Origin of the sequence: Methanobrevibacter woesei, assembly GCF_003111605.1 — an archaeon.
Classification (GTDB): domain Archaea; phylum Methanobacteriota; class Methanobacteria; order Methanobacteriales; family Methanobacteriaceae; genus Methanocatella; species Methanocatella woesei.
This window is the reverse complement of sequence record NZ_MZGU01000004.1, coordinates 23,847-49,441: the sequence shown is the minus strand read 5'-3', so window position 1 is coordinate 49,441 and position 25,595 is coordinate 23,847. Positions and strand designations below refer to the sequence as shown.

The following is a 25,595-nucleotide window of genomic DNA, read 5'->3' as shown; positions in this document are numbered from 1 at the left end:
TAATCTTTGATGGTGAAGAAAATAAACAGAAAGCAGAAAAGATTGTACAAGGAATTCAAGAAATAAAACCTAAAGCAGAAAAGGTCGTTAAAGGAATCCAAGAAAATAAACAGAAAGCTGAAAAAGTCGTACAAGGAATTCAGGACAAAATAACAAGCGATAGTGAAGATAAACCCAGAGCACTTAAAGTTAGACAAGGAATCCAAGAAATAATGACTGGATCTAGAGAAATGATGTTTAATGTGGATTTTGATGAATCCAAATTTGAATTAGTGAAAGTTAATGTTAAAATAAAAAAATTAGACCCTGTTTTTGACGGATATACAATTGTTAACATAACTGATATTCATTTAGGGCAATGGTTAAGTCCTAAAATATTTGAAGGAGTTGTAGACTACATAAATGCTTTAAACCCAGATATGATAACTTTAACAGGAGATTATGTTTCATATATTTTAGATAAATATGAAAAACCCCTAGAACATGGATTTAAAAGACTTGAAGCGAAAGATGTAAAGTTAGCAGTTTTAGGAAATCACGACCATTGGTTAGGTGAGAAAAAAATAAGAGAAATACTAAAAAATTCAGATATTATCGATGTTAGTAATGACGTTTATACATTAAAAAGAAATAGTGAAAATGGAGAAAAAATACTGAATATAGCTGGTGTTGATAGCTATATGCTTGGAAAAGATAATCTAAATCAAGTAATGGAAAGATTACCTAAAGAAGGACCAGCCATAATATTAGTTCATGAACCCGACTTTGCAAGCAAATCATCAAAAACTAATAGGTTTGCTCTTCAAATATCTGGACATTCACATGGAGGGCAATTTATAATTCCTGGAACTGGAACAACCATATTTAGAGGATCTTACTCTACAAAATACCCTGTTGGAAAATATAAAGTTGGAAATATGCTCCAATATACAAGTAAAGGCCTTGGAACTAATGTATTTTGGATGAGAATTAATTGTAAACCTGAAATAACACTTTTTACACTTAAATCAGAACACTGAAAAATTATGACCTCAAAACAAACAATAAAAAGTTGGATAATAACTATTCTAGACACAATAATAATCGGAATAGGAAATATTGCTGCTGTAATAGCTATGTCTTACATTTGTACTGATTTCATATTAGGACCAATGTATAATGCTATATTAATTGTTGCAGCAGTTTCTATAATCAATTTTTTAATTTGGCCACTAATTAGAAAATTTGTAATGCCCTTTTTGATTTATACATTTGGAATTGGAATGATAATAATAACCTGCCTTATCTTTTATGGTGTTTGTCATTTCATCCCAGGAGTTAGTGGAGGTCTTGCAGCAGTTATTCAGGTCCCATTGGTTATGGCTCTTGTAACTGGAATTATTTCAAGCTTAATTAACTTAGATTTAGATAAAAGCCATATTATTGGGCTTAAAAAGCAAGCTATAAAAAAGAAACGAAAGTCCAAAAAATACCCTGGATTAATAATGCTTGAAATTGATGGACTTTCAGCAAGCACACTAAAAAAAGCAATTGAAAAAGGATATATGCCAACAGTTAAGCAATGGCTAGATGATAAAAGCCATAAGCTAACCCCATGGGAAACAGATTTATCAAGTCAAACAAGTTCAAGTCAAGCAGGAATATTACATGGCAATAATAAAGATATTGTTGCATTTAGATGGGTTGAAAAGGAAAATAATAACAAAATAATGGTTTCTTCTAAATTTTCACATGCAAAAGCTATTGAAGAAAGAATATCTGATGGAAATGGATTGTTAGCTGATAACGGTGCAAGCAGAATCAATATGTTTTCTGGAGATACTGACAATGTTATTTTTACTTCAAGTAAGCTAAGAGACATTAGAAAGCTATACAATTTTTCATGGTATGCAGTATTCTCAAGTTTTTATACATTCCAACGTATTTTAATCTTGTTTATATATGATATGCTTGTTGAAATTAAATCTCAAATTATGCACAAAATAAGAAATATTCAACCAAGATTAAAAAGAGGATTGATTTATATTGGTGCTCGTGGAGGAGCTAATGTATTTTTAAGAGAAGTAGCTACTGAAACATTAATTGGAGATTTGTTAATTGGAGAAATAGATTCTGCATATGCAACTTACACAGGTTACGATGAAATAGCACATCACTCAGGAGTTGAAGATGACGATGTATGGAGTGTCTTAAGAAGTATAGATTTACAATTTTTCCGCTTACAGAAAGCAGTAGATATAGGAGATAGAGATTATGAATTTGTAATCTTATCTGATCATGGACAGGGAAAAGGAGCTACATTTAAACAAAGATATGGAATTTCTTTTCCTAACTTTGTTAGGAGTTTAATACCTGAAGATATGACCATATTCAGTGCAATGGACTCTAATTTAGACCATTTAAAAGAAATTTACAGCACAGAAGGACGACTTGAAAATATTAAAGACAAAATGGATAAACTCAAAAATGAACAGATAACTGAAAGTAAGACTTATAATACTTTAAAAGACAAATATGATGAAAGTAAAACCATTAACAACATTAAAACAAGGTATGGTGAAAGTTTAGACTTTATATTAAATCAAAAAGACAATATAATAAAAAACAAATACGAAGATGTTCTACAGTATATAAAATCTCATGAATCATTAAGATATACAGTTAAAAAGCCAGAAGAATCTGAATTAATTGTATTAGGTTCTGGAAACTTGGCATTAATCTATTTCACCCAATGGAATCATAGATTAACTTACGAAGAAATAATTACTCTTTTCCCAAATATTATTCCAGAACTTGTTAAACATCCAGGAATTGGTTTTATATTAGTAGATTCCAAAAGACATGGGCCAATGGTACTTGGAGACGAAGGAGTTTATTATTTAGATTCTGATGAAATAGTTGGAAAAAATCCAATTGAAAACTTTGGAAAAAATGTTGTCAAACATCTTAAAAGACATAATTCATTTAAACATGTCCCAGATATTTTAGTAAATAGTTTTTACGACCCTGAAACTGATGAAATATGTGCTTTTGAAGAACTTATTGGAAGCCATGGAGGACTTGGTGGAAATCAAACAAAACCATTCTTAATCTATCCATCCCAATGGGAGATTCCAAAGGAGATTGTTGGTGGAGAATCCATTTACAAGATACTTAAAAAAGAAATTAACAAATTAAAAGAGGATAAAAATGAATAAAATATATATTGTTGGAATTGGACCTGGATCTAGTGACTATTTAACAAAAAAAGCAATAGAAACTGTTAAAAATTCAGATATTACAGTTGGAAGTGAAAGAGCAATAAAATTATTTGATGAAATTCAGGAAAAGATTTCATTTAATGTAAAAGACCTTGTTGAAAAGTTAGAAGAAGCTGTTGAACTAGCTATTAATGGATCAACTGTATCAATATTGTCTACAGGAGATCCTGGATTTTCAGGAGTGTTAAAAACCGTGCTTAGAATAGCTGATGAAAAAGGATTCAATAAAGAAAATATTGAAGTCATACCTGGAATAAGTTCATTGCAATTAGCTGCTGCAAAAAACCATATACAATGGGACATGGCAAATGTTATGACTTTTCATGGTCGTGAAAACATTGAAGACATATTACCAGTTATAAATAATGGAAAAACCACCATTGCATTACCTTCACGTAAAGTAAAAGATATGGCACAATTTTTATTAGATAATAATGTCAATCCAAATCGTAAAGTTACAGTTTGTGAAAGATTAAGTTATGATAATGAGAAAATTGTACATTCCACACTTAAAGAAATAGCAAATAGCGAATTTACATATATGTGCATAATGATTATTTACTAAAATAATTCATCCAAATCTAATTTTTTTAATTTAAACTAACTTATTATTTTTTAATCAATAAATAAATAGCTATTTTTCAATATTATTAAAAATTACTCTTTTAAAATACTATTAATTAATAAATAAGAGCCACTACCAAAAAATGAATGTTAATTTTTTAAAAAAATTAACAGGTTTGGTAGATAAAATGATTGAAAAAAGGCATGTAGTAATTTTTGTTTTCCTATTATTTTTATTAATAGGAACCGTATCTGCAAGTGATGTAGACAATACAACAGAAACAACAAATACAGCTATTTTAAATGAAGATAAAGGAGTGATAAATGAAATAGAAGGTACTCTAGAGACAAAAGACTTAGATATGTATTATAAAGATGGTGCACATAAAGTAAATGTTTATGATAATGATAAAAATCCATTACCTGACATTCCAGTGAATATAACAGTTAATGGCATAACATATTATCGGATAACTGATGATAATGGATTTGCTAAACTAAATATCAATCTTGATCCTGGAAAATATGAAATAACAACTGATTGTATACTTGGAACAAAACATATCTCCAAACTAAATAATATAAACGTGAAACCTATGAACGCCACACTTGTTGGCAGCACATATATGGACGTAGGTTATAAAAGCGATAAATACACAGTTCAATTAGTTGGAGGCAATAATAAACCACTGGCTAATCAGCAATTAACATTCACAATAAATCAAGTTTCTTATGATAGGATAACAGATGAAAATGGAGAAGCAAGCCTAAACATCAATTTAAATCCAGATAAAGTTTATACAATTAAAACAGAACATCATGGAATTGGACATTACAAAAGTGCCAAAGATTTAGATGGATATATAGCAGTTAATACTTATAAGACATCCATAATTGGAAATAACTTAAATATAGAATTTAGAAAAGGAAAATATACTGTTCAATTAGTTACAGAAAAAAATAAACCTTTAATTCAACACCCAGTCATTTTCACAGTGAATGGAGTTAGTTATGAGAGACTTACAAATTTAACAGGACATGCAAGTTTAAATATAAACTTAGATCCCGGTACTTATCAGATATCCTACAAATTTGAAGAAACATTGGGATATAAAGGAAGTTCAGGAGATAAACTCATTACTGTTAAAACAAATGAAGTTAATCTCAGTGGAGAAGATATGGAAATAGGATATGGAGGTTATGAAACTTATTTTGTAACTTTAATGGACGATAATAAACCTTTAGAAGGACTTAACATTAAAAATGAAATTTATAAAAATGGACAACTCATTGATACACAATATAAACAGACAGAAGAAGATGGAATAGCTAGAGTAATAATTAATCTAGAACCTGGAGAATATAAAATAAAAAGTAGTGTAATAGATTTTGGTTACTCTGCTGAAACCATTTCAAACACCTTAACTATAATTCGTCAGAACTTAACTGCAGAAAGTAAAGACATAATATTAAATAGAAAAGGGTCCTATTTCGTTGTAAATTTAAAAAATGAAGCAACAAATCAAAGTGTAATCAATGAAACAGTTAACATTACCGTTAATGGAATAACTTATGCTCGAGTTACTGACAATAACGGAGATGCAAAATTAAGAATAAATCTCGATCCTGGAAAATATGAAGTTACATGGATATACAGTGGAAGTAATGGATATAAACCTGTTTCTGGAAGTAACATCATACTGAGAGATGATAATTACAAATTAGAAACAACAATCACTGTTCCTTCAACAAATATATCTAAAAAAGGAAGTTATTTAGAATCCATTCTAAAAGATTCCAATGGATTACCAATTGAAGGAGAAATTATATCCTATTTCGTTTCTGGAATTGAATATAAAAAAGTAACCGATGCAAATGGAATTGCAAGGCTTAAAATAAATTTAAGTGATGGAAATTATTCTGTTAAATTAAAACATGCTCCAACAGGAAAATTTGGACAATCAGAAACAACAATATTATTAAATGTCAATAAAGTTCCAAATTTTAATTACACAATTGAATTAATAAACGGAATAACAAAAAATGACAAATCTATTGATTTTATACGAGATATTAAAATCCATATCAATGGTAATAGCTATTTATTCACTACAAATTCTCCGTACACACAAAATACCGTTATAAAAGATAATGAAAACTATTTTATTTCTTATCTTGGAGAAAAGATGAATAATGACTTTAAAACACAGGGGATCAATTTAAAACTTGAGAATCAGAAGTTAAAAATAACTTATAGTGGAAAAACTAACGATGTTGTAAGTCAATTTAGTGCCATCTATAGACCTACAACTGTAAATAACTATAAAGGAGAAGCCGTTGATATAATTCTAGAAAATGAAAAAATAGCAACAATTGAATTTACAGAAAGATTATTCACTACTAATTCCGTTTATGATTTAATTGGAGTTGGTTATCAATTCTTTAGCTTTGAACAAATTAATACTAGCTTAAAAATGGATAATCAAAGTATGCATAAAAGCACTTATCTTGCTTATGGAAGTGGAGAACTCTACGAATGGAATGAATATGACAAGTATGAACTTTTAGAAACTTATATTCTTGGTAAATCAAAAGTAAATGACACTATTTTAAACAATGCACTTTCTCAACGTTATAACCTAGACAACAGTTATTTGTCAGATGCTTATGATTTTTATATAGCTGGATTATACTGTCTTTGGAGTTCAACTTATATTAATGATCAACTAGCTGAGAACAATAATGTAAGTTGGGATAGGGAAACATTAGTATTAGTTTATTCTGATTGGCTTGGAATAAAGTTAGACACACTTGGAAAAATGGATGTAACAGGAGAAAATGAAAGCAATATTAAAAACTTCAGAATAAATTCCGGAATTGTATATTCCTTATGTGAAAAAGCAGGCTTACAGTTATTAGGAATTGAAGGTGAATCTGCAGCTAGTGAAATATATGAAGGAATAAATGAAGGAAAATCTCTTGTTATTGACAAAATTGATGACCAGGTAATAATAAAAATTGCAAATTCCACTAACAGGTTTGTTATTAACCTCACCAGTGGTTCTTTAGGAGCTTATGTCAATATAGATAGCGAATTAATATCTGATAAAATTCAATTAAAAGGAGTTCATGGAATTTATGGAATTAGATATCTAAAACCAATTAATCTTCAAAAACAAGTTAATTATCAGATGACAGTTATGAAAAATTATCTAGAATTCCTAAATCCCTTTAATGGACATATTAAAATGGATATGGGAATTGCTCTTGAGTTTGGAGGTAAATTACTCCCAACAGCAGTTGGTGGTATAAAAACAGGTACAGCCGGAGGAGTTGTAGCTGGTCTTTATGTAGTATATGCATCTAATGAACTTATTGTTGAATATAGAGATAAATATATTGAAGACAAATACTGGCAATATTTCCCAAATAGGAATACAGTAAATGCTAAAACAATCTTCACAATCAACCAAGAAACAGGATACACTGACTTTGTTGAAATTCCTTATGATAAAAATGGAAATCTAGATATGGATAATGCAAATTACGTAGATTCTATAACTGGAAGAAGAGATTTAACAGACTATGAAAAAGTAATCTTTAAAAATTGGGACTATTAATACATATAAAATAACTATGTAAAACAGTTCATAGGTTGATGAACAATGAAAACAGCAAATATAATTGAAACTAGCATAACTGTTATCTTAGTATTGGCATTTATTTATTTTTTAGCCAATATTAGATTATTAAATGGTTTTCTAGAACCTTACTTTAAAATAAGCATATTAATAGCTGGGATTTTAATATTGATATCTCCACGTTGGATAAACAGTGAACAAAAACATTTGCTTAAATACTGTCAGATATTCATAATATTTGCATTTGTTATAACATTACTTGTTAAAGGGTAGAAACAATGATAGAACATATATTAAACTCAAAAAAAGTAGAAAGAGCAATTTTTTTAATTGTTATTTTAGTATCCCTACTTTTCAATGATCCTATTGAAATAAGAATAATTTTACCCTTTTTAATATTAATATGTTATAAACGGTGTCTTTTTGGGGAAACTAATGAGAATTCACTTGAATATATGCTTAAAAATAGTAAAATAGACTTTATATTAACTTTAGTCTTAATTGTTGAATTCTTTGGATTTATTGTATTGATGTAGACGAACTTTAAAAAAAGAGATGGAGTTATAACTGAATTATATCAGCTTCAACTTCATCATTATTTTTTCCTTCATATAAGATTTCAGCTAATTTTAATAATTTTTCTTGACCTTTAACTTCATCTTTGAATAAAGGAACTTCAGTAATAATTTGATCTGGGAATTTTTGTTCAATTAATGCAAGACGTTTTTGTTGTAATTTGTGTCTAGAATGACAGAAATCACAATCAGTTATGTCCGGCATTACTTGATTTACAATAACACTATCTACAGTAATATCATATTTTTCTAAAGCTTCTAAAGCTCTTTCAGACTCGTAAATGGACATTTCCTCTGGAATAACAACCATTTTAAAGGTAGTCCTTTCAGGATCAGATAATACTGCTTTAGCTTGGTCAATTTTTTCTTTTGTTTCTTCAAGTTCTTTTGTAGATTGAATATCTTCATCTGCATCCATAAATGGAATAATATTTTTTAATGAGTTAGCTGCAGCACCTAATTTAGATTTGATTTTCATTAATTTTCCAACCCAAGAGTCCATAACTTCAGGGAATGATAATAATCTTAATGTATGGCCAGTTGGTGCTGTATCAAATACTACAACATCATATTCATTTGAAGTCATAACAGACATAAACACTTCAAATGCTGCTGCTTCATCAGCTCCTGGAGAAGCAGATGCAATATCTAATTGGTCAGACAACATATCAAGACCCATCAAACTGTTTTTATCACTAGAATTTGCTTTCTGTGCTTCAATTACAGCTTGTTTTTGTGCCATAGCTTCATCTGGGTCAATTTCCACTGCATACAAATTAGTTTTTATTTCACGAGGATAAGAACCAATTGGTACTTCTAAAGAATCAGATAAAGAATGAGCAGGATCAGTAGATACGATTAAAGTTTTATTACCTTGATTAGCCAACCATAAAGCAGTAGCTGATGAAATTGAAGTTTTTCCAACTCCACCTTTACCACCAACAAATAAAAATGTAGTTTGATCTTTGTTAAATTTGAAATAATCTTTAAATGCCAAAAAATTACCTCCAATAAAAGTTTTAGTAACTTAATGTTATTTTATATTAATTATTTTTTTAAAGTATATAAATATTAAGTTAAATTAAGGGCTTTTACTTATTAATATATTAATAAAAAAAATCATATTTATTACTATTGAAAATTATTAACTGTGATAAAAATGAGCGAACTTCCACAATTGGACTGCAAGAAAACAAAAGAAAAGATTATAGAGTTTATAAAAACTAAAATGTCTGAAGCTAATGCTGAAGGTTTAGTAGTTGGATTAAGTGGAGGAATAGATTCAACATTATCAGCATTTCTAGCTACAGAAGCTGTTGGAAAAGAAAATGTATTTGGAGTCAGTATGCCTTCAACAACAACACCAACAGAAGATAAAGTTCATGGTACTGATTTAGCCAATATTTTAGGCATTGAATATAGAGAAATTGGTATTGACAGTATTTTAAATGAATATTTGACACTTACTAATTATATTACATACAATGACCCGCTAGCTATTGGAAATCTCAAAGCAAGGATTAGAATGAGTATTATCTACTACTATGCAAATGCTAAAAATTACATGGTAATAGGAACTGGAAATAGAAGTGAGTTGTTAATAGGTTACTTCACCAAATACGGTGATGGAGCCTGTGATATTGAACCAATTGGAGATTTATACAAGCTTCAAGTTAGAGAACTTGCAAAATACATGAATGTTCCATCTGAAATTATAGAAAAACCTCCTCGTGCAGGATTATGGGACAATCAAACTGATGAAGATGAAATTGGAATGAAATATGAAGTACTTGATAATCTCCTCTATCTTTATGTTGATAAAAAAGAAGATATTTCAAAAATAGCTGAAAATCTTAATATTTCAGTTGAGGAAGTTGAAAGAATTATTAAAAAAGTTAAAATAAATGCTCATAAAACTAGAATTCCTGAATCTCCTAAGAGATGTGATTTATAAAAAATTATGGTGATTAAATGACAGAAAACATTGAAACAAAATGGCAGAAAAAATGGGATGATGAACACCTATTTGAATCAGACCCTAATGATAAAGAAAAATTATTCATTACAGTAGCTTTTCCATATCCTAGTGGAGCTATGCACATTGGACATGGTCGTACTTACACAGTTCCAGATGTTTATGCAAGATTTAAAAGAATGAACGGATACAACGTTTTATTCCCAATGGCATGGCACGTTACTGGAGCACCAGTTATTGGAATAGCTAGTAGGATTCAAAGAAAAGTCCAATGGACCTTAGATTTATATGAAAATGTCCATAAAGTACCTAAAGAAACACTTCCTAAAATGGAAGACCCTGAATTTATTGTAAAATACTTCAGTAATGAATATCATGAAGTAATGCATGATATGGGATATTCAATAGACTGGAGAAGAGAATTTAGAACCATTGACCCTACTTACAAAAAATTTGTAGAATGGCAAATAAGAAAATTAAAAGATGCAAATTTAATTAAAAAAGGAGAACATCCTGTAAAATACTGTCCAAGATGTGAAAACCCTGTTGGAGATCATGATTTACTCGAAGGAGAAGGCGTAGGTGTTAATGAATTAACCTTACTTAAATTTAAATATGGGGACAAAATCCTTGTAACCGCTACTTTAAGACCAGAAACCATCATCGGTGCTACAAACATTTGGATGAACCCAGATATTGAATATATTGAAGTAGATGCTGAAGGCGAAAGATGGATTATTACAAAAGAAGCTCACCATAATTTATCCAATCAAATAAAGAATTTAGAAATTATAGAAGAAGTTAACCCTAATGATTTAATTGGAAACTTTGTTGAAAATCCATTTACTGGTGAAAAATTACCAATTTTACCAGCTAGTTTCGTAAGTGGAGATTATGGAAGCGGAGTAGTATTTTCAGAACCTGCTGATGCACCAGCAGACTTTATTGCTCTTAAAGATTTAAAAAATAACACAGAATTACTTGAAAAATACGGTCTTGAAGAAATCATCAAAGATGTCAATCCTATTAATGTAGTTACTGTAAAAGGTTATGGAGAAATTCCTGCAGCTGAAATAATTGAAAGACTAGGAATTACAGACCAAAATGACCCTAAAGTTCAAGATGCAACAAATGAGCTTTATAAAGTAGAACACAGTAAAGGAATCATGAGTGAACACATTCCTGAATATGGTGGAGAAAAGGTCTCAATAGCTAGAGACAAATTTAAACAAGACATGATTGATAAAAATATGGCTACAATCATGTATGATTTTGCAGAAAGACCAGTTATCTGCAGATGTGGAGAAAACTGTGTTGTAAAAATCATGGACAACCAATGGTTCCTCAAATACTCAGATCCAGAATGGAAAGTGAAAACCCATGAAGTTCTTGATGGAGAAACTATTATCCCACCAGAAATTAAAAACAATTTTGAATATTATATTGACTGGTTAGAAGATTGGGCTTGTTCTAGAAACATTGGACTTGGAACAAAACTCCCATGGGACAATCAATGGTTAATTGAACCTTTAACTGACTCCACAATCTACATGTCCTATTATACAATAGCTAAATTCCTTAGAAACATTGATGCAGAGTTATTAAATGATGCATTCTTCGATAAAGTCTTATTGAACATTGATTCTGATGATGTTAAAGTAGATGAAGAAACTACCAAAGAAATTCAGGAAGAATTTAATTACTGGTATCCATTAGACTGGAGATTATCTGCAAAAGATTTAGTTGGTAACCATTTAAGTTTCTTAATGTTCCACCACAGTGCAATCTATCCAAAAGACAAATGGCCAAGAGGAACTGTTGTATTTGGAATGGGATTACTTGAAGGAAACAAAATGTCATCCTCAAAAGGTAATGTAATCCTTTTAAAAGATGCAATTGAACAATACAGTGCAGATGTAGTAAGATTATTCTTAATGGCTTCTGCTGAACCATGGCAAGACTTTGATTGGAGAGAAAAAGAAGTATTAGGAACTAAAAGAAGATTAGAATGGTTTACTGAATTTGCAGCTAAAGTTGAAGAAATCAAAGGAAGTCCACTTGAATTAAACAATATTGAAGAAGTGGAACTTTCAAGAACCATTGATATCTGGATGATAAATCAGCTTAATTCACATATCAAAGAAGCAACTGAAGCTTTAGAAGTATTCCAAACAAGAAAAGCACTTCAAGAAGCATTATTCTTACTTAAGAAAGATGTAGACCATTACATGTACAGAGTAAAACATTTACTTGATTCAAAAGATCCTGCAATAATCTATGTACTTAGTACTGTTCTTGAATCCTGGATTAGATTACTTTCACCATTTACACCACATACCTGTGAAGAATTATGGGAAACCTATGGTGGAGAAGGATTTGTCTCCGAAGCAAGCTGGCCTGAATATAATGAAGAATTAGTAAGTGAAACAGTTGAAAGGTCTGAAGAACTTGTTCAAAACATCATCAAAGATATAAATCAAATTAAAAAGATGGTTGGAGACAAAGTTGAAAAAGTACATGTCTACCTTGCACCAGAATGGAAATGGGACTTATACAAAATAGCTGATGAAGTAGGAAAACCAGATATTGGTCAAATAATGGGTAGAGCTATTGGAGCTAACATATACGATGATAAAAAAGAAATAGCTAATGTAGCTAAAAAAGTTGGTCGTGAAATGACTAAAACAAGATATGTTGGTAAAATAGATGAAGAAAAAATCTTATCTGATGCTCTCGACTACATTAACCAAGAATGTGACAGCAATGTCATAATCCATACAGATGATTCCTACGATCCTGAAAATAAGGCTAAAAATGCAATGCCTTACAAACCAGCTATCTTTATGGAATAATCTTTAAAAATAAATAAAAATAGGAGAATAGCTATTTAGCTATCTCTTAAACTCTTTTTTTTAACTATAATTTACGAGCAAATAGAAGATATCCACTGTGACCAACCATACGTGTTTTTGGCCTTACCCCTTGTTGTCTAACTTCAAGTCCACGCTCTAAAATCTCAATAATGTCAATATTATAAAATCCTAATTTTTTAGCAATCCTATATGAGACTTCTGCCTGATCAATATATGGAGCGTAAACTGTAAGCCATCCCCCAACCTTTAAGGAGTCGTAAACATCTTCAAAAATTTCAAAAGGCTTAGGAAGGTCTAAAAAGATCAAATCTAAGTTATCTTCATCAATACCTTCTTTAATATCCTTATTTTTAACTTCAATATTTGTAATTCCAAAGTTTTCAATATTTTTCCTTGCAACTTCAGCAAAGTCTTCTCTAATTTCATAGGTGTAGACTTTACCTTCACTGCCTACAACATTTCCAAAATTTAATGCAATAGCTCCAGCACCAGTTCCTGCATCAACGACCCTATCACCAGCACCTAAACCTGTATGAGCTAAAACAGAACCAATATCTTTTTGAATTAAGATAGAACATCTTCTATCCATTAAATCTATAAAATCATTTACATTAGGTTTAACAATCTTGAAAGTATGATCTAAATGACTTTTAAGTTCATCTCCAATTTCTGAATTAGCAATTTGCTCAGCTGAAACAATACCTAAATCACTTTGGAATTCTTTATCTTCTTTTAAAAGATATTTTTTACCTCTTTCATCTAAAATCATCTTCAAAATTATCACCTATTGATTTTCAAGTTCTGATAATCTTTTTACTCTTTTTAACATGTCTGGGTGAGTGGACAATATTTCCATGAATTTTGCAGATGATTTAACTTTAATATTACTTTCAGATATCCTTCTTAATTCTTCATCTGAAATAGATCCATCACCATCAAAGTCAATTTGTCTAAATGAAGTTATATCACGAGCACCATTGTTAATATCGTTTACAAAGAATGCACGAGTAGTGTTAATATCTTTAAGTTCTTCATTGTTGGCTTTTGCTGCACCATAAGACAATTTATAAAGTGCTGATGCTAAAGCAGCAGGCTTATTACCAAATTCCACACTAGCTGCATCTGCATAGTACTCTCTGATTCTTGAAACACATAATACTAATAATTGACCTATGAAGTAGAAAACATAACCAATAATTCCAATTATGAATCCAGAATTGTTTTCATTATTATTTGAAAACATGAAAGATAATGCAATATAATAACAAATCATAGGTATTACACTTACCATAGATGTTACAATCATATCATTATGCTTAATATGTCCCATTTCATGTCCAATAACTGCTTTAAGTTCATCCCTAGTGAGTAAACCTATAATTGGTCTTGTAAGTGCAATATGACCACTTCTTGAAGATCTACCATAAGCAAAAGCATTAGGAATATTTACTTCAGATAAACCAATTTTAGGTTTTTTTATTCCTGCTTCAGCAGCTAATTCTTCAACCATCTGATGAATATGAGGTGCTTCAGTTTCAGATAATGGTCTTACTTTCATAGACATTTTAACAATAGATGGTCCAAACCAATATTGTGCAAAAATAATTATCAAACTAATAATTAAGTAAAAGCTTAAAGATCCGCCAAAACCTAAATAATAACCTGCTATTGAAGCAAGAGTATATACAATTAGGAATAAGACCGCCATAACAACTATTAATCTTAATTGAAGTTTCCATGTGCCTTTCATTATTTACACCATTAATTTATAAATTTTAGATTAATTTTAGTTTAATAATATTTATACTTTATATATTTAAATCCTTAACCAAAAGTTAAATAATTATAAAAAAACATATTTATTTCTGATTAATAGGTGATTTAATGAGCGGACCTTGGGTAGAAAAATATAGACCACAAGAATTAAAAGACATTGTAGGCCAAAAACAGATTATTAACAGACTTGAAAAGTATGTTGGTGAAGAAAGCATGCCTAATTTAATGTTTACAGGACCTGCAGGGGTTGGAAAAACAACTACTGCACTTGCACTTGTAAAAGCTATTTTAGGAGATTATTGGAGACAAAACTTTCTTGAATTAAATGCATCTGATGCAAGAGGAATTGAAACTGTAAGAAACAATATTAAACAGTTCTGTAGACTTAAACCAGTGGGTGCACCTTTCAGAATAATCTTTTTGGATGAAGTAGATAACATGACAAAAGATGCACAGCATGCTCTCCGTCGTGAAATGGAGATGTATACAAAAACTGCATCATTTATTCTTTCCTGTAACTACTCATCTAAGATAATTGATCCTATCCAATCAAGATGTGCAATTTTCAGATTCGCTCCAATCAAAGGAGAAGATATTGTTGAAAGATTAAAATACATCTGTGAAGAAGAAGGATTTGCATATGAAGAATCTGGACTTGAAACAATAGTCTACTATGCAGAAGGAGATATGCGTAAAGCTATTAACATTTTACAAGCAACTGCATCTGAAGGTGAAGACATTAATGAATCTTCTGTTTACGATGTAGTGTCTAAAGCTAAACCTCAGGACATTAGTAAAATTGTTACTAGTGCTTTAACTGGGGACTTTATGGGTGCTAGAGACTTACTTAGAGACAGTATGGTTTTACAGGGTACCAGTGGAGAAGACATGGTTGCTCAAATATACCAAGATGTTTCCAGAAGAGTTGTTGACGGTAAAATGGAAGCAGACATATACATAGATTTGATTGAAGCAATAGCTGACTGTGATTTTAGAATAAGAGAAGGAGCAAACCCAAGAATTCAATTAGAAGCTCTTTTAACTAAATTCTTATAAGGTATTGTCATGTTATGGACAAAAAAATACCAGCCACAGACAATAGATGAAGTAGCTGGTAACGGTAAAGAAAAAAAGAAAATTCAAGAGTGGATAGACCAATGGAAAGCTGGAAATCCACAAAAACCACTTTTACTTGTAGGACCTCCAGGAATTGGTAAAACTACTCTAGCTCATGCAATAGCTAAAGAGTTCTCTGAGTTTATAGAACTAAATGCCAGTGACAAACGTTCACAGGACATTATTATGAGCACTGTTGGAGAATCCTCTGAAACATCTTCTTTATTTGGAGATGAGTATAAATTAATCATTTTAGATGAAGTAGATGGAATTCATGGAACTAATGATCGTGGAGGAGTTAAAGCTATTAATCAGATTATTAAAACTGCTAAACATCCACTTATCTTAATAGCTAATGATTTCTACAGTAAACGTCTCACAACTATCAAAACAAAATGTGATGTCCTTAAAATGGCAAGAGTTAGAAGCCCGACCATAAATAAACTCTTAAGAGAAATAGCTAAAAAAGAAGGAATCACAGCTAATCCCGATGCTTTAAAAGAGATAGCCAGAAGAGCTAATGGAGATATGAGATCTGCTTTAAACACCTTCCAAGCAATAGCTAATGAAAGTGATGTTTTAGAACTTGAAGATGTTGAAAGTGTTAATAACAAGGATACACGCTCAACAATATTTGATGGAATAACCCGTGTTCTTAAAAGTAAAAATCCCCGCCATGTCAAGGAATCATTAAGAGAAGTTGAAGAAGATCCAACTCTTGTAATGGAATATATTGCAGAAAATGTTCCAAGAGAGTACAGTGATAAAAAAGAAATTAAAAAAGCTTATGAAAACTTGGCTAAAGCTGATTTATACTTTGGTAGAGCCAATCACAGCAGAAATTATGGTTATTGGAAGTATGCAAGTGACTTTATGGGTATTGGAGTAGCAGATTCAAAAAAAGAAACCTATAAAAAGTTTTCAAGAATTGTAACACCAACAATATTTACAAAAATGAGTAAAAATAGAGGAAAAAGAAATCTCAGAGATAGAATTGCTGAAAAAATGAGTGAAAAATTACATATCTCTCATTCAGTAGCTATTTCAATGTTTCCTTATTTAGAAATCATGTTTGAGAATAATGAACTTGCATGGGAAATATCTGATTATCTAGAGCTTGAAGAAGATGAAATAAAAAGATTTAGAAAAAGAAAAATTCCTAAAAAAGTTATAACCAAAATGGAAAAGCTCAAAAACGAAAGAAGAGAAGCAGAAAAAGAAAAACGTAATGAAGAGCTTAAAAAACAGATGTTGGATGCTATTCCTGAAGTTGAAGAAATAGCTGAAGAAGAACCTGTTGTTGAAGAGGAAATAATTCCTGAAATAGAAGAAACTCCAGAACCTATTGAAGAAGAAAAAGGAGAGCCAGTTAAAGAGGAAGTAGGTGAAACTAAAAAAGAAGAACCAAAGAAAAGCAAAGATAAACAAGTTTCACTCTTTGACTTTTAAATTTTCTTCTATATAATCAGATGCTCTTAAAACATTATCTCTGAATTGTGGTGCAACATCAGCTAAAAATTCCATAAATGAATTAGCTAATTGCACATATTCATCTTTTTCATTTTTATTTTTTAATGTTTCAAATCTCTCATTTTCTAAAAAGTTATTAATCCACTTTTTTTCAATGTTTCTTAAAGGATAAAGTTCATTATCTTTTTTATTGAAGTTAATGCCTTCACCTTTAAATAAAGAAGCAAATATCTCATTTACTTCATCATCCTGAATTAAAGGATTAACAACATAATCATAACCCCCACTATAAACTAACTTAACACCATATTTTCTTGTATAAGGCTCCAATATTATTTCAACTAGCTTATTTAAAGAAGTATCTTCATCGGAAATTAATATTTTTGAGTTTGGTTTTATATTAGCCAATATTTTAGAGGATTTAGAACATATCTTTTGAAATAAGCTGGAACGTACAACTTCAATCTGAGGATATTGATGGTAGAATGTTTTTTCTCTTTTTCTTGAAAATTTAGAAAACCTTAAATTATTAACATATAATTTTGAAGGAGTATAACTAACAAATCTAGAATCTACACCTATTATTTTAAGAAATTTCAATACATCTTTCTTTGAATCAGTAAAAGACTCTTCTTCATTATTAGCTACCATGTCAAATAAATCCATTTAAATCACATTTAAAGTTTCTTTTAATTTAGCTTCCATTACATCAATAGGCGCTTCCCTACCAGTCCAGATTTTAAAACTTTCAGCACCCTGATACAATAACATTTTAATTCCATAAACTACTTTTGCATTGGCTTTTATAGCTTCTTTAAGAAGTACTGTTTCATTAGGATTGTAAACAATATCATTTACAACCAGTTCTTCATGGATATCTGCTGCCTTAACAATAGGCTCATCAGAAACATTTGGATGCATTCCAATAGGAGTTGTATCAATTAAAATATCTGCATCTGATATGAATTTTGATATTTCTGAAATATCTGATGAATTGACATTTGATATTAAATTAGATGCAAGTAAATCACTAGCCAAATTTTCAGCTTTTTTAAGGTTTCTATTTAAAATATTAACCTCTTCTGCACCATATTTAGCCAAATAAAATACAATAGCTCTTGCTGCACCACCTGCACCTGCAACAACAATATTTTTATCTTTAATTTTAGTTACTTCTTCAATAGCCCTAATACAACCAATTCCATCAGTGTTATACCCTTTAAGATTTTTGAAATCAATTGTATTTACTGCACCAATCAGTTCAGCTATTGGATCCAATTCCTTTAGATATTTAATAACATTGATTTTATGAGGAATAGTAACATTTAATCCTTGAATATTTAAGCTATTTGCACCTTCAATAGCTGACTTTAGGTTATCTGGACTTACATTAAAAGGCACATAAACATAGTCTAAACCTAGTGTTTTAAATGCCTCATTATGCATAGGTGGAGAGAAACTATGTTCAACAGGCTCACCAATCAATCCAACAACTTTTGTACTTCCTTTAATCACCATAAGAAATCACTTATAATTTTATATCTAACAAAGGTTATATAAACATTGATTTATAAAATTTTAATATTAATACTTAATTTTTATCAATTTAATAAGGAGAACAAAAATGGAATTTACAAGACCAAGAGGAACTAGAGACTTTCTATTTACTGAAATGAGAGAAAGAAAAGAAGCAGAAAGTACTCTAAGAAACGTTTTTGAAAATTATGGTTTTCAAGAAATTAAAACACCTTTATTTGAAGAGTTAAAATTATTCACAACAAAATCTGGAGAAGAAATTGTAGATCAGTTATACAACTTTAAAGATAAATCTGATAGAGAATTGGCTTTAAGACCAGAACTTACTGCTCCAGTAGCTAGATTATACTTAAATGAACTTCAAAAAACAACTGCAAAACCTATTAAACTTTATTACTATGGAAGTTGTTTTAGATATGAAAGACCTCAAAAAGGAAGATTTAGACAATTTTGGCAATTTGGTTGTGAATTAATCGGTGCAAAATCCCCAGAAGGTGAAGCAGAAGTTATTTCAATGTGTAATGAATCTTTAGAAAGTTTAGGAATTACACCTGCTGATATTAACATTAACCATTTAGGAATTATAAGAGGATTATTTGCACACTTCAACATTGACACTAAAACACAAAGAGAGATTATGGTTATCATCGATAAAGGAGATAAAGAGCTTTTAAGAGAATCCTTAGTTGGTGACAATCCAGTTATTGACAATGAAGAGTTAAACAATGTACTTCTTAATTTAATCGATATGGTAGGAGGTAAAGAAATATTACCTGACATTGAAAAGTTAGTTAAACCATATGATGAACCGCAAGAGTCATTAGCTGAATTAGAAGAATTAGTTAAAACATTAGATAGCTTTGGTGTGGATAATTACACATTAAATCTTGGAGTAGCTAGAGGACTTGATTATTATACTGGAATTGTATTTGAAGTCTACATTCCAGAACTTGGAGCTCAGAAACAGGTTTGTGGTGGAGGAACCTACAGCCTTATTAAAGTCTTTGGAGGAGAAGAAATTGAATCCACAGGATTTGCATTTGGTTTTGACAGATTAATGAATGCAATTGAAGAATTAAATGGTGAAAAAGAATTAAAACCATACCTTGATGTATTTGTTGCACCAATTAATGATGAAACTAGACAAAAATCCTTTGAAATAACCCAAACACTTAGAAAAAATGGAATTGCTACTGATGTTGACTTAAATAGAAAAAAATTCAAAAAATTAATGAATCATGCAAATAATATCAATGTTGGAAAAGTTGTTATTGTTGGTAAAAAAGACCTAGATGAAGGAAAAGTTACTGTAAAAGACATGAATTCTGGTGATCAGGAATTAGTTAGTCTTGATAGCTTAGTAGATTATATAAAAGGAGAATTATAAATGGAAATTAATTTTAGACATGAAGTCAATGGAGAAAAATTAATTACCGCAATAGCTCAAGACTACAAGACTGGCCAAATATTAATGGTAGCTAATATGAACAAGGAAGCTCTTAAAAAAACCATTAAAACTGGAAAAGCACATTACTGGAGTACTTCTAGAAATGAACAATGGTTAAAAGGAGAAAGCTCAGGACATGTACAAACAGTGAAAGAAATTCTTGTTGACTGTGATATGGATGCAGTTATTTTAAAAATTGAGCAAAAAGGAGCTGCATGTCACGAAGGTTATTATTCTTGCTTTTTTAGAAAATTAAATCTTGAAAATAACCCAGATATTAGTGAACTAACTGATGATGATGTTGAATTAATCGCAGAAAGATTATTTAACCCAGAAGATATTTATTAAGGAAAGATAAAATTGACAAATTACGAATTAAACACAATTGTTCCAGATACTAGTGCCGTAGTTGAAGGATTAATAAGTAAAATCATTTCAGAAAATAACCTGGATTATCCTGAAGTTATTATTCCAGAAGCAGTTGTATGTGAACTAGAACATCAGGCAAATGCAAATAGACAAGAAGGAATAAATGGCCTTAAAGAACTTCAGAAGTTACAAGAAGCTCAAAATGATGGTGAACTTGCAATAAGCTTCAAAGGAAAACGTCCTACCAATTACGACATCAGATATGCTAAAAGTGGAGAAATTGATGCAATAATAAGAGATGTTGCTAAAAGTGAATTTGGAACATTAATTACAAATGATAAAGTTCAATGCGAAACAGCAAAAGCACAGGGCATTCCAGTATACTATGTAAAACAGGAATACAAAGAAGAAGAACTTTCAATAGCTAGTCTATTTGATGATGAAACAATGTCAATTCACCTAAAAGAAGACACAATCCCAATGGCTAAGAAAGGAAAACCTGGAAATGTAAAACTTGTGAAAATTGGAACCAAACCTTCTACATTTAGTGAAATTAATGAAATAGCTAAAGAGATTAGAAATAAAGCTAGAAGAAATCCAAAAATATTTTTAGAGTCCGATAAGATTGGATCTACTGTAGTTCAGGCAGGAGAATATAGAATTTCAATAGCTGAACCTCCATTTTCAGAAGCTAGTGAAATTACTGCAGTGAAACCTGTAGCCAACATCGATTTAGAGGAATACAATGTTTCTGATAAATTAATGAATAGAATAAGAGAAAGTGCTGAAGGTATTCTTGTTTCTGGTTCTCCAGGAGCAGGTAAAAGTACTTTTGTTCAGGCATTGGCCAGATATTACAGTGAAGATCTCAACAAAGTTGTAAAAACTATGGAATCACCAAGAGATTTGCAATTACCTAATGAAATAACCCAGTATGCCCCATTAGAAGGAAGTATGGAAAATACTGCAGATGTTCTTCTTTTAGTAAGACCTGACTACACTGTTTATGATGAACTTAGAAAAAACAGCGATTTTAACATATTTGCAGACATGAGACTTGCTGGAGTAGGTATGATTGGAGTTGTTCATGCTACAAGACCAATCGATGCAATTCAAAGAATCAGCTCAAGAGTGGACTTAGGAGTAATCACTTCCATTGTTGATACAAGCATCTATATTGAAGATGGTGAAATTAAAGATGTATTAGAAACTAAAATGACTGTTAAAGTACCTAGTGGAATGCAAGAAGCAGATTTAGCTAGACCAGTTATAGAAATTAAAGACTTTGAAACTGGACAGCTAAAATATGAAATTTACACCTATGGTGAGCAGACAATAGTTATGAATGTTAATCTAGCAACATCTTCAAATGGTGCCCGGGAAAAATCTTCAGTTGATGAAATAGCTGAAAAAGAAATTCTTAAAAGAGTAAAACGTCTAATACCAAAATCTAAAATAAAAGTAGAGATTGTTTCACCTGAAAGAGCCAACATTTACATTAATGAAAAGTACATTCCTAAAATCATAGGTAAAAATGGTAAAAGAATAGCTGAAATTGAGAAAAAAGTTGGAATCGGACTTGGTGTTGAACCTATTGAAGATAGTGTTGAAGAACTTAAAAGAGGAGATTCCACTTATGTTGAAGTTATTGAAACAAGAAAACAGGTTATTCTTGATTTAGGAAAAGCAAATGAAGGAGAAAACTTTGATGTTTATATTGGAGGAGAATATCTTCTAACAGCAACAACAAGTAAAAAAGGAGAAATTAAAATTAAAAAAGGAATAGAACTAGCTGACATAATCCTAGATTCCTTAGATTTAGGATATGAACTTACAGCTATTAGAAAGTAGGTGTTTAATATGAAAATCGGTGCATCAACATTATCAGGATTTAAAGGAAAACTTGAAAAAAGCTTAGAATTTATAGAAAATAACGGAATTGAATATGCAGAAATATTACACCAATATCCTAATGAAACCATAAATACAGAAGTTACTGATTCCTTTAATTTGAAGTACACCATCCATTCTCCTATTATTAACATAAACATTGCTTCTTTAAGTACAGCTATTAGAAAAGCTTCAATTGAAGAAATTAAAAAATCTATTGATACTGCAAATGAGATTGGTGCTGAAACTGTTGTTGTCCATCCAGGATCAATTCCATTTTTAGGCAGAGACTTTGAAAAAGAAATATATGGATTAGCTAATGATGCAATAAAAGAAATTGGAGATTATGGTAAAGATTTAGGGGTTACTGCTGCTATTGAAAACATGCCTGCAATTGAAGGCCACATGTATCAGAATATCTATGACTTAAATGAATTGCTTACTAGCTTAGATATGTTTATGACTTTAGATATTGGTCATGCTCATCATGTAGGATATGCTCCAGATGAAATGTATTTTGAATCAATTAAACACATACATGCACATGATAATAATGGAGATGAAGATGCTCACTATGCATTAGGTGAAGGGAATATTGATTTAAAAAGCATCATAAACAAATTTGAAAAAGAAAAGTATGATGGCATATACATCATCGAAGTAAATGATGAAGATTCTGTTAAAAAAAGTTTAAAATATTTAAAAAATATGAAAAAATAAATTTTATTTTCTATTTTTTAAATTAATTTTTTATCTTTAATCTCATTTTGGAAATGCAAATATTTAGAATCAACAACTTTTCTAATATTTTTAGCAGTTTTTTTACCAATACCTTCCACTTCCATTAACTCATTTTCACTGGCATTAATTACCTTAGAAACAGTTCCAAAATGTTCTAATAATTTTTTAGCATTAACTGGACCAATATTTGGTAAAGATTCAACAATAAATAGCTGCTGTTCCCACATATTAACTGGTTTTTTATCTGTTCTTGTTTGAATATGTGGTTTTTCACCAGTTTGTTCACGAATAGCTATTCTTTTAATCATAGCCGCAGTATCCTGAGCATTTCTTGTAGGAATAATACTAATACCAAAATCAAGAGCTATTGAAGCAATTGAACCACGAACAGCATTTGGATTAATAAATCCATTGTAGAAATCATCACCTTCAAGAATAATCAAAGGCTTTTTAAACTCTTCTCTAAGCTCAGTTGCCTGTTTAAATAGTCTTTTATCCATAATTGAATCAACAAAGTCCTTAGCTGTTTTTCTCTCAATAGCTACATCATCACTAACTTGATAGTCAGCAACTGCCATTGGCCTAACTTTTACATCCATTTCCATTTCTGTTAAGTGCCTGATTACTTTAGAATTACCTTCTCTTGAATCAGCATATACTACTGGTTTATTTGAAGTTTCCACTTTTCTGTCAAGAACACGAACTTTCTTTTCATTTTCCATTCTCTCAACAGCAGTTTTGTTAAGTTCTTCAATAACCTTAGGGTCAATTAATTGGTGTCTCATACGATCTTCTTTTCTAATTGATGACCAGTAATAACCTTCATCTCTTGTTCCTTCAGTGATTAAAACTTTAACCCTTCCAGTTCTTTTACGACCAGTTCTTCCTCTTCTTTGAATCATACGAACTTCAGAAGGCACAGGTTCATAAAGAATAACTAAATCCACAGCAGGAATATCAATACCCTCTTCAGCAACACTGGTGGATATTAATACATCAAACTCCCCTTTTTTAAATGATTTAATAATATTTTTTTGCTCTTTTTGAGTTAATCCCTTTTCACCATCTTTAGCTGCCTGACCAAAGAATTTAGCAGATTTTATACCCTCTTTTTCAAGTTTATTATGAATCATTTCAAGGGTATCCCTATACTGTGTAAAAACAATGATTTTAGAGGAATTCTCATCGATGTTTTTAACATATCTTGTTGATTGCAGTTTAGTTTGTTTAGAATCAACAGAGAGTTCTTTTTTAAGAATGTTAGTTAGTTTTCTAAGTTTTGGATGCTCCCAACCATTTCTCTCAGCATCAAAAGCAAGCCTAACTGCCCTTCCAAAGTTATCATCAAGCAGTAAAGACTTTGCAGCTTTGGTTTTTTTCTTACGTAACCTTGAAATATATTTATTGAAAGTTGAAACTCCCTGTGTTTCAATAAGCTCAAGGGAATGTTGAATATTAATAACTGCACTTAAAACAGAGATTGCCTGGAAACACTCCTTTGGAGGATTTGCAGAACGCCCAATCCTATTTTGAACTCTTCCCCTTGCCTTTAAAATATCAACTTTACTTACAGAAACTGTTTTAATAATACCCATATTTTTAAGGCCTTTAAGCCTTATTTTAAGAGCTTTATTAACAGATTCTTTAATCTTTTCAAGCTCTTCACTCATTTTAACTTTAACCCAATCGATTTTAACTGGATTAAAATAAGGTCTTACGTCATCATCATCTTCACTTTTAACAACAATGTTTTGAATAAATAGATTCTCACAAACCTCTTTTATTTTAGATTTATCAGACCCCGGAGATGCAGTAAGACCTAAAACAAGATTAAATTTAGATTCCTTAACATATCTTGATGCCAAATATACATAAGAATAAGAACCAACAGCATGATGGCATTCATCAAAAACTATTAGAGAAACATCTTTAAGAGAATATCTGCCATTTAATAAGTCAGATTCAACAGTTTGAGGAGTTGCAGATATTACCTGGGATTCTTCCCATCGTTTTACTCTCTCATCTGTCTTAACAGCACCAGTTATGGAAGTGCAGGGAACAGTTAAAAACTCTTTAAAGCTGCTTTCATGCTGAATAGCTAGTGGCTTACTTGGAGATAAAATAAGAATTTTGGAGTTTTTAACTTTTTCAAGCCTGTCTGAAGCAACCAATACTGCAACAATAGTCTTACCTAATGCAGTTGGTGCTACAATCATAGTATTTCCTTTTTTTAAAACATCCCCAGCCAATAATTGCTGATACAATCTAGCTTCAATACTGTCTTTTCTAATAAAAGGATGTTCTATATAAGTTACCATGTAAATACCATATTAATTTAATATTTAAAAAGAATTATGAGAGC

At 30.5% G+C, this 25,595-nt stretch carries 20 protein-coding genes; 14 read left to right on the top strand and 6 right to left on the bottom strand.

Annotation, left to right across the window (positions count from 1 at the left end; genetic code table 11):
* Positions 1 to 212: 212 nt before the first annotated feature.
* From MBBWO_RS02620 to MBBWO_RS02595, 6 genes are all read left to right on the top strand, one after another.
* Complete coding sequence (locus tag MBBWO_RS02620) at positions 213 to 1,019, top strand: metallophosphoesterase (RefSeq protein ID WP_116670016.1); 807 nt, start codon at positions 213 to 215, stop codon at positions 1,017 to 1,019.
* Positions 1,020 to 1,025: 6 nt separating this feature from the next.
* Complete coding sequence (locus tag MBBWO_RS02615) at positions 1,026 to 3,197, top strand: phage holin family protein (protein WP_116669340.1); 2,172 nt, start codon at positions 1,026 to 1,028, stop codon at positions 3,195 to 3,197.
* Complete coding sequence (locus tag MBBWO_RS02610) at positions 3,190 to 3,825, top strand: cobalt-precorrin-7 (C(5))-methyltransferase (RefSeq protein ID WP_116669339.1); 636 nt, start codon at positions 3,190 to 3,192, stop codon at positions 3,823 to 3,825. Before MBBWO_RS02615 ends, MBBWO_RS02610 begins: the two co-directional genes overlap by 8 nt.
* A 187-nt stretch (positions 3,826 to 4,012) precedes the next feature.
* A complete protein-coding gene (locus MBBWO_RS02605) occupies positions 4,013 to 7,444 on the top strand; it encodes an MSCRAMM family protein (RefSeq protein ID WP_116669338.1) in 3,432 nt (1,143 codons plus the stop codon).
* 45 nt (positions 7,445 to 7,489) lie between these two features.
* Positions 7,490 to 7,738 (top strand): hypothetical protein, encoded by a 249-nt coding sequence (locus MBBWO_RS02600; RefSeq protein ID WP_116669337.1) that lies wholly within the window; start codon positions 7,490 to 7,492, stop codon positions 7,736 to 7,738.
* Between the two features lie 5 nt (positions 7,739 to 7,743).
* Positions 7,744 to 8,001, top strand: a complete 258-nt coding sequence (locus tag MBBWO_RS02595) for a hypothetical protein (protein WP_116669336.1) — start codon at positions 7,744 to 7,746, stop codon at positions 7,999 to 8,001.
* A 25-nt stretch (positions 8,002 to 8,026) separates the two neighbouring features.
* Here the strand turns inward: MBBWO_RS02595 and MBBWO_RS02590 are convergent, their stop codons facing one another.
* Positions 8,027 to 9,037, bottom strand: a complete 1,011-nt coding sequence (locus MBBWO_RS02590) for an ArsA family ATPase (RefSeq protein WP_394340359.1) — start codon at positions 9,035 to 9,037, stop codon at positions 8,027 to 8,029.
* Positions 9,038 to 9,199: 162 nt separating this feature from the next.
* Here MBBWO_RS02590 and MBBWO_RS02585 point away from each other — a divergent pair, with 162 nt between their 5' ends.
* Positions 9,200 to 9,994: an NAD+ synthase gene (locus MBBWO_RS02585; protein WP_116669334.1), complete on the top strand. Its 795-nt coding sequence runs from the start codon at positions 9,200 to 9,202 to the stop codon at positions 9,992 to 9,994.
* Positions 9,995 to 10,011: 17 nt separating this feature from the next.
* Positions 10,012 to 12,867, top strand: coding sequence for a leucine--tRNA ligase (gene leuS, locus MBBWO_RS02580; RefSeq protein WP_116669333.1), 2,856 nt, complete (start codon positions 10,012 to 10,014; stop codon positions 12,865 to 12,867).
* Between the two features lie 64 nt (positions 12,868 to 12,931).
* Here the strand turns inward: leuS and MBBWO_RS02575 are convergent, their stop codons facing one another.
* Both MBBWO_RS02575 and MBBWO_RS02570 read right to left on the bottom strand, forming a co-directional pair.
* Entirely contained in the window at positions 12,932 to 13,657 is a 726-nt protein-coding gene (locus tag MBBWO_RS02575; RefSeq protein WP_116669332.1) for a tRNA (adenine-N1)-methyltransferase, read from the bottom strand.
* A 15-nt stretch (positions 13,658 to 13,672) separates the two neighbouring features.
* A complete protein-coding gene (locus MBBWO_RS02570) occupies positions 13,673 to 14,638 on the bottom strand; it encodes a zinc metalloprotease HtpX (protein WP_116669331.1) in 966 nt (321 codons plus the stop codon).
* A gap of 134 nt (positions 14,639 to 14,772) precedes the next feature.
* Between MBBWO_RS02570 and MBBWO_RS02565 the strand changes: the two genes are divergently transcribed.
* Positions 14,773 to 15,720, top strand: a complete 948-nt coding sequence (locus MBBWO_RS02565) for a replication factor C small subunit (protein ID WP_116669330.1) — start codon at positions 14,773 to 14,775, stop codon at positions 15,718 to 15,720.
* A 9-nt stretch (positions 15,721 to 15,729) separates the two neighbouring features.
* Entirely contained in the window at positions 15,730 to 17,229 is a 1,500-nt protein-coding gene (locus MBBWO_RS02560; protein ID WP_116669329.1) for a replication factor C large subunit, read from the top strand.
* On the opposite strand, the gene MBBWO_RS02555 is transcribed toward MBBWO_RS02560, so the two are convergent.
* On the bottom strand, positions 17,212 to 17,916 hold the full coding sequence (locus MBBWO_RS02555) for an ATPase (protein ID WP_116669328.1): 705 nt from the start codon (positions 17,914 to 17,916) through the stop codon (positions 17,212 to 17,214). The two genes, MBBWO_RS02560 and MBBWO_RS02555, sit on opposite strands and share 18 nt — an antisense overlap.
* Positions 17,917 to 18,765: a shikimate dehydrogenase gene (locus tag MBBWO_RS02550; protein WP_116670015.1), complete on the bottom strand. Its 849-nt coding sequence runs from the start codon at positions 18,763 to 18,765 to the stop codon at positions 17,917 to 17,919.
* 109 nt (positions 18,766 to 18,874) lie between these two features.
* On the opposite strand from MBBWO_RS02550, the gene hisS reads away from it, so the two are divergent.
* From hisS to MBBWO_RS02530, 4 genes are read left to right on the top strand one after another with little or no spacing between them, the layout of a single operon-like run.
* Positions 18,875 to 20,173: a histidine--tRNA ligase gene (gene hisS / locus MBBWO_RS02545; RefSeq protein ID WP_116669327.1), complete on the top strand. Its 1,299-nt coding sequence runs from the start codon at positions 18,875 to 18,877 to the stop codon at positions 20,171 to 20,173.
* Positions 20,174 to 20,581 carry a phosphoribosyl-AMP cyclohydrolase gene (gene hisI, locus MBBWO_RS02540; RefSeq protein WP_116669326.1) on the top strand — a complete coding sequence of 136 codons (408 nt, stop codon included), beginning with the start codon at positions 20,174 to 20,176 and terminating at the stop codon, positions 20,579 to 20,581.
* A 12-nt stretch (positions 20,582 to 20,593) separates the two neighbouring features.
* Positions 20,594 to 22,453, top strand: coding sequence for a PINc/VapC family ATPase (locus tag MBBWO_RS02535; protein ID WP_116669325.1), 1,860 nt, complete (start codon positions 20,594 to 20,596; stop codon positions 22,451 to 22,453).
* Between the two features lie 9 nt (positions 22,454 to 22,462).
* Positions 22,463 to 23,212: a sugar phosphate isomerase/epimerase family protein gene (locus MBBWO_RS02530; RefSeq protein WP_116669324.1), complete on the top strand. Its 750-nt coding sequence runs from the start codon at positions 22,463 to 22,465 to the stop codon at positions 23,210 to 23,212.
* 17 nt (positions 23,213 to 23,229) lie between these two features.
* On the opposite strand, the gene MBBWO_RS02525 is transcribed toward MBBWO_RS02530, so the two are convergent.
* The gene (locus MBBWO_RS02525) at positions 23,230 to 25,551 is read right to left on the bottom strand and encodes a DEAD/DEAH box helicase (protein ID WP_116669323.1); all 2,322 of its coding nucleotides are present in this window, start codon (positions 25,549 to 25,551) and stop codon (positions 23,230 to 23,232) included.
* Between the last annotated feature and the right edge of the window lie 44 nt (positions 25,552 to 25,595).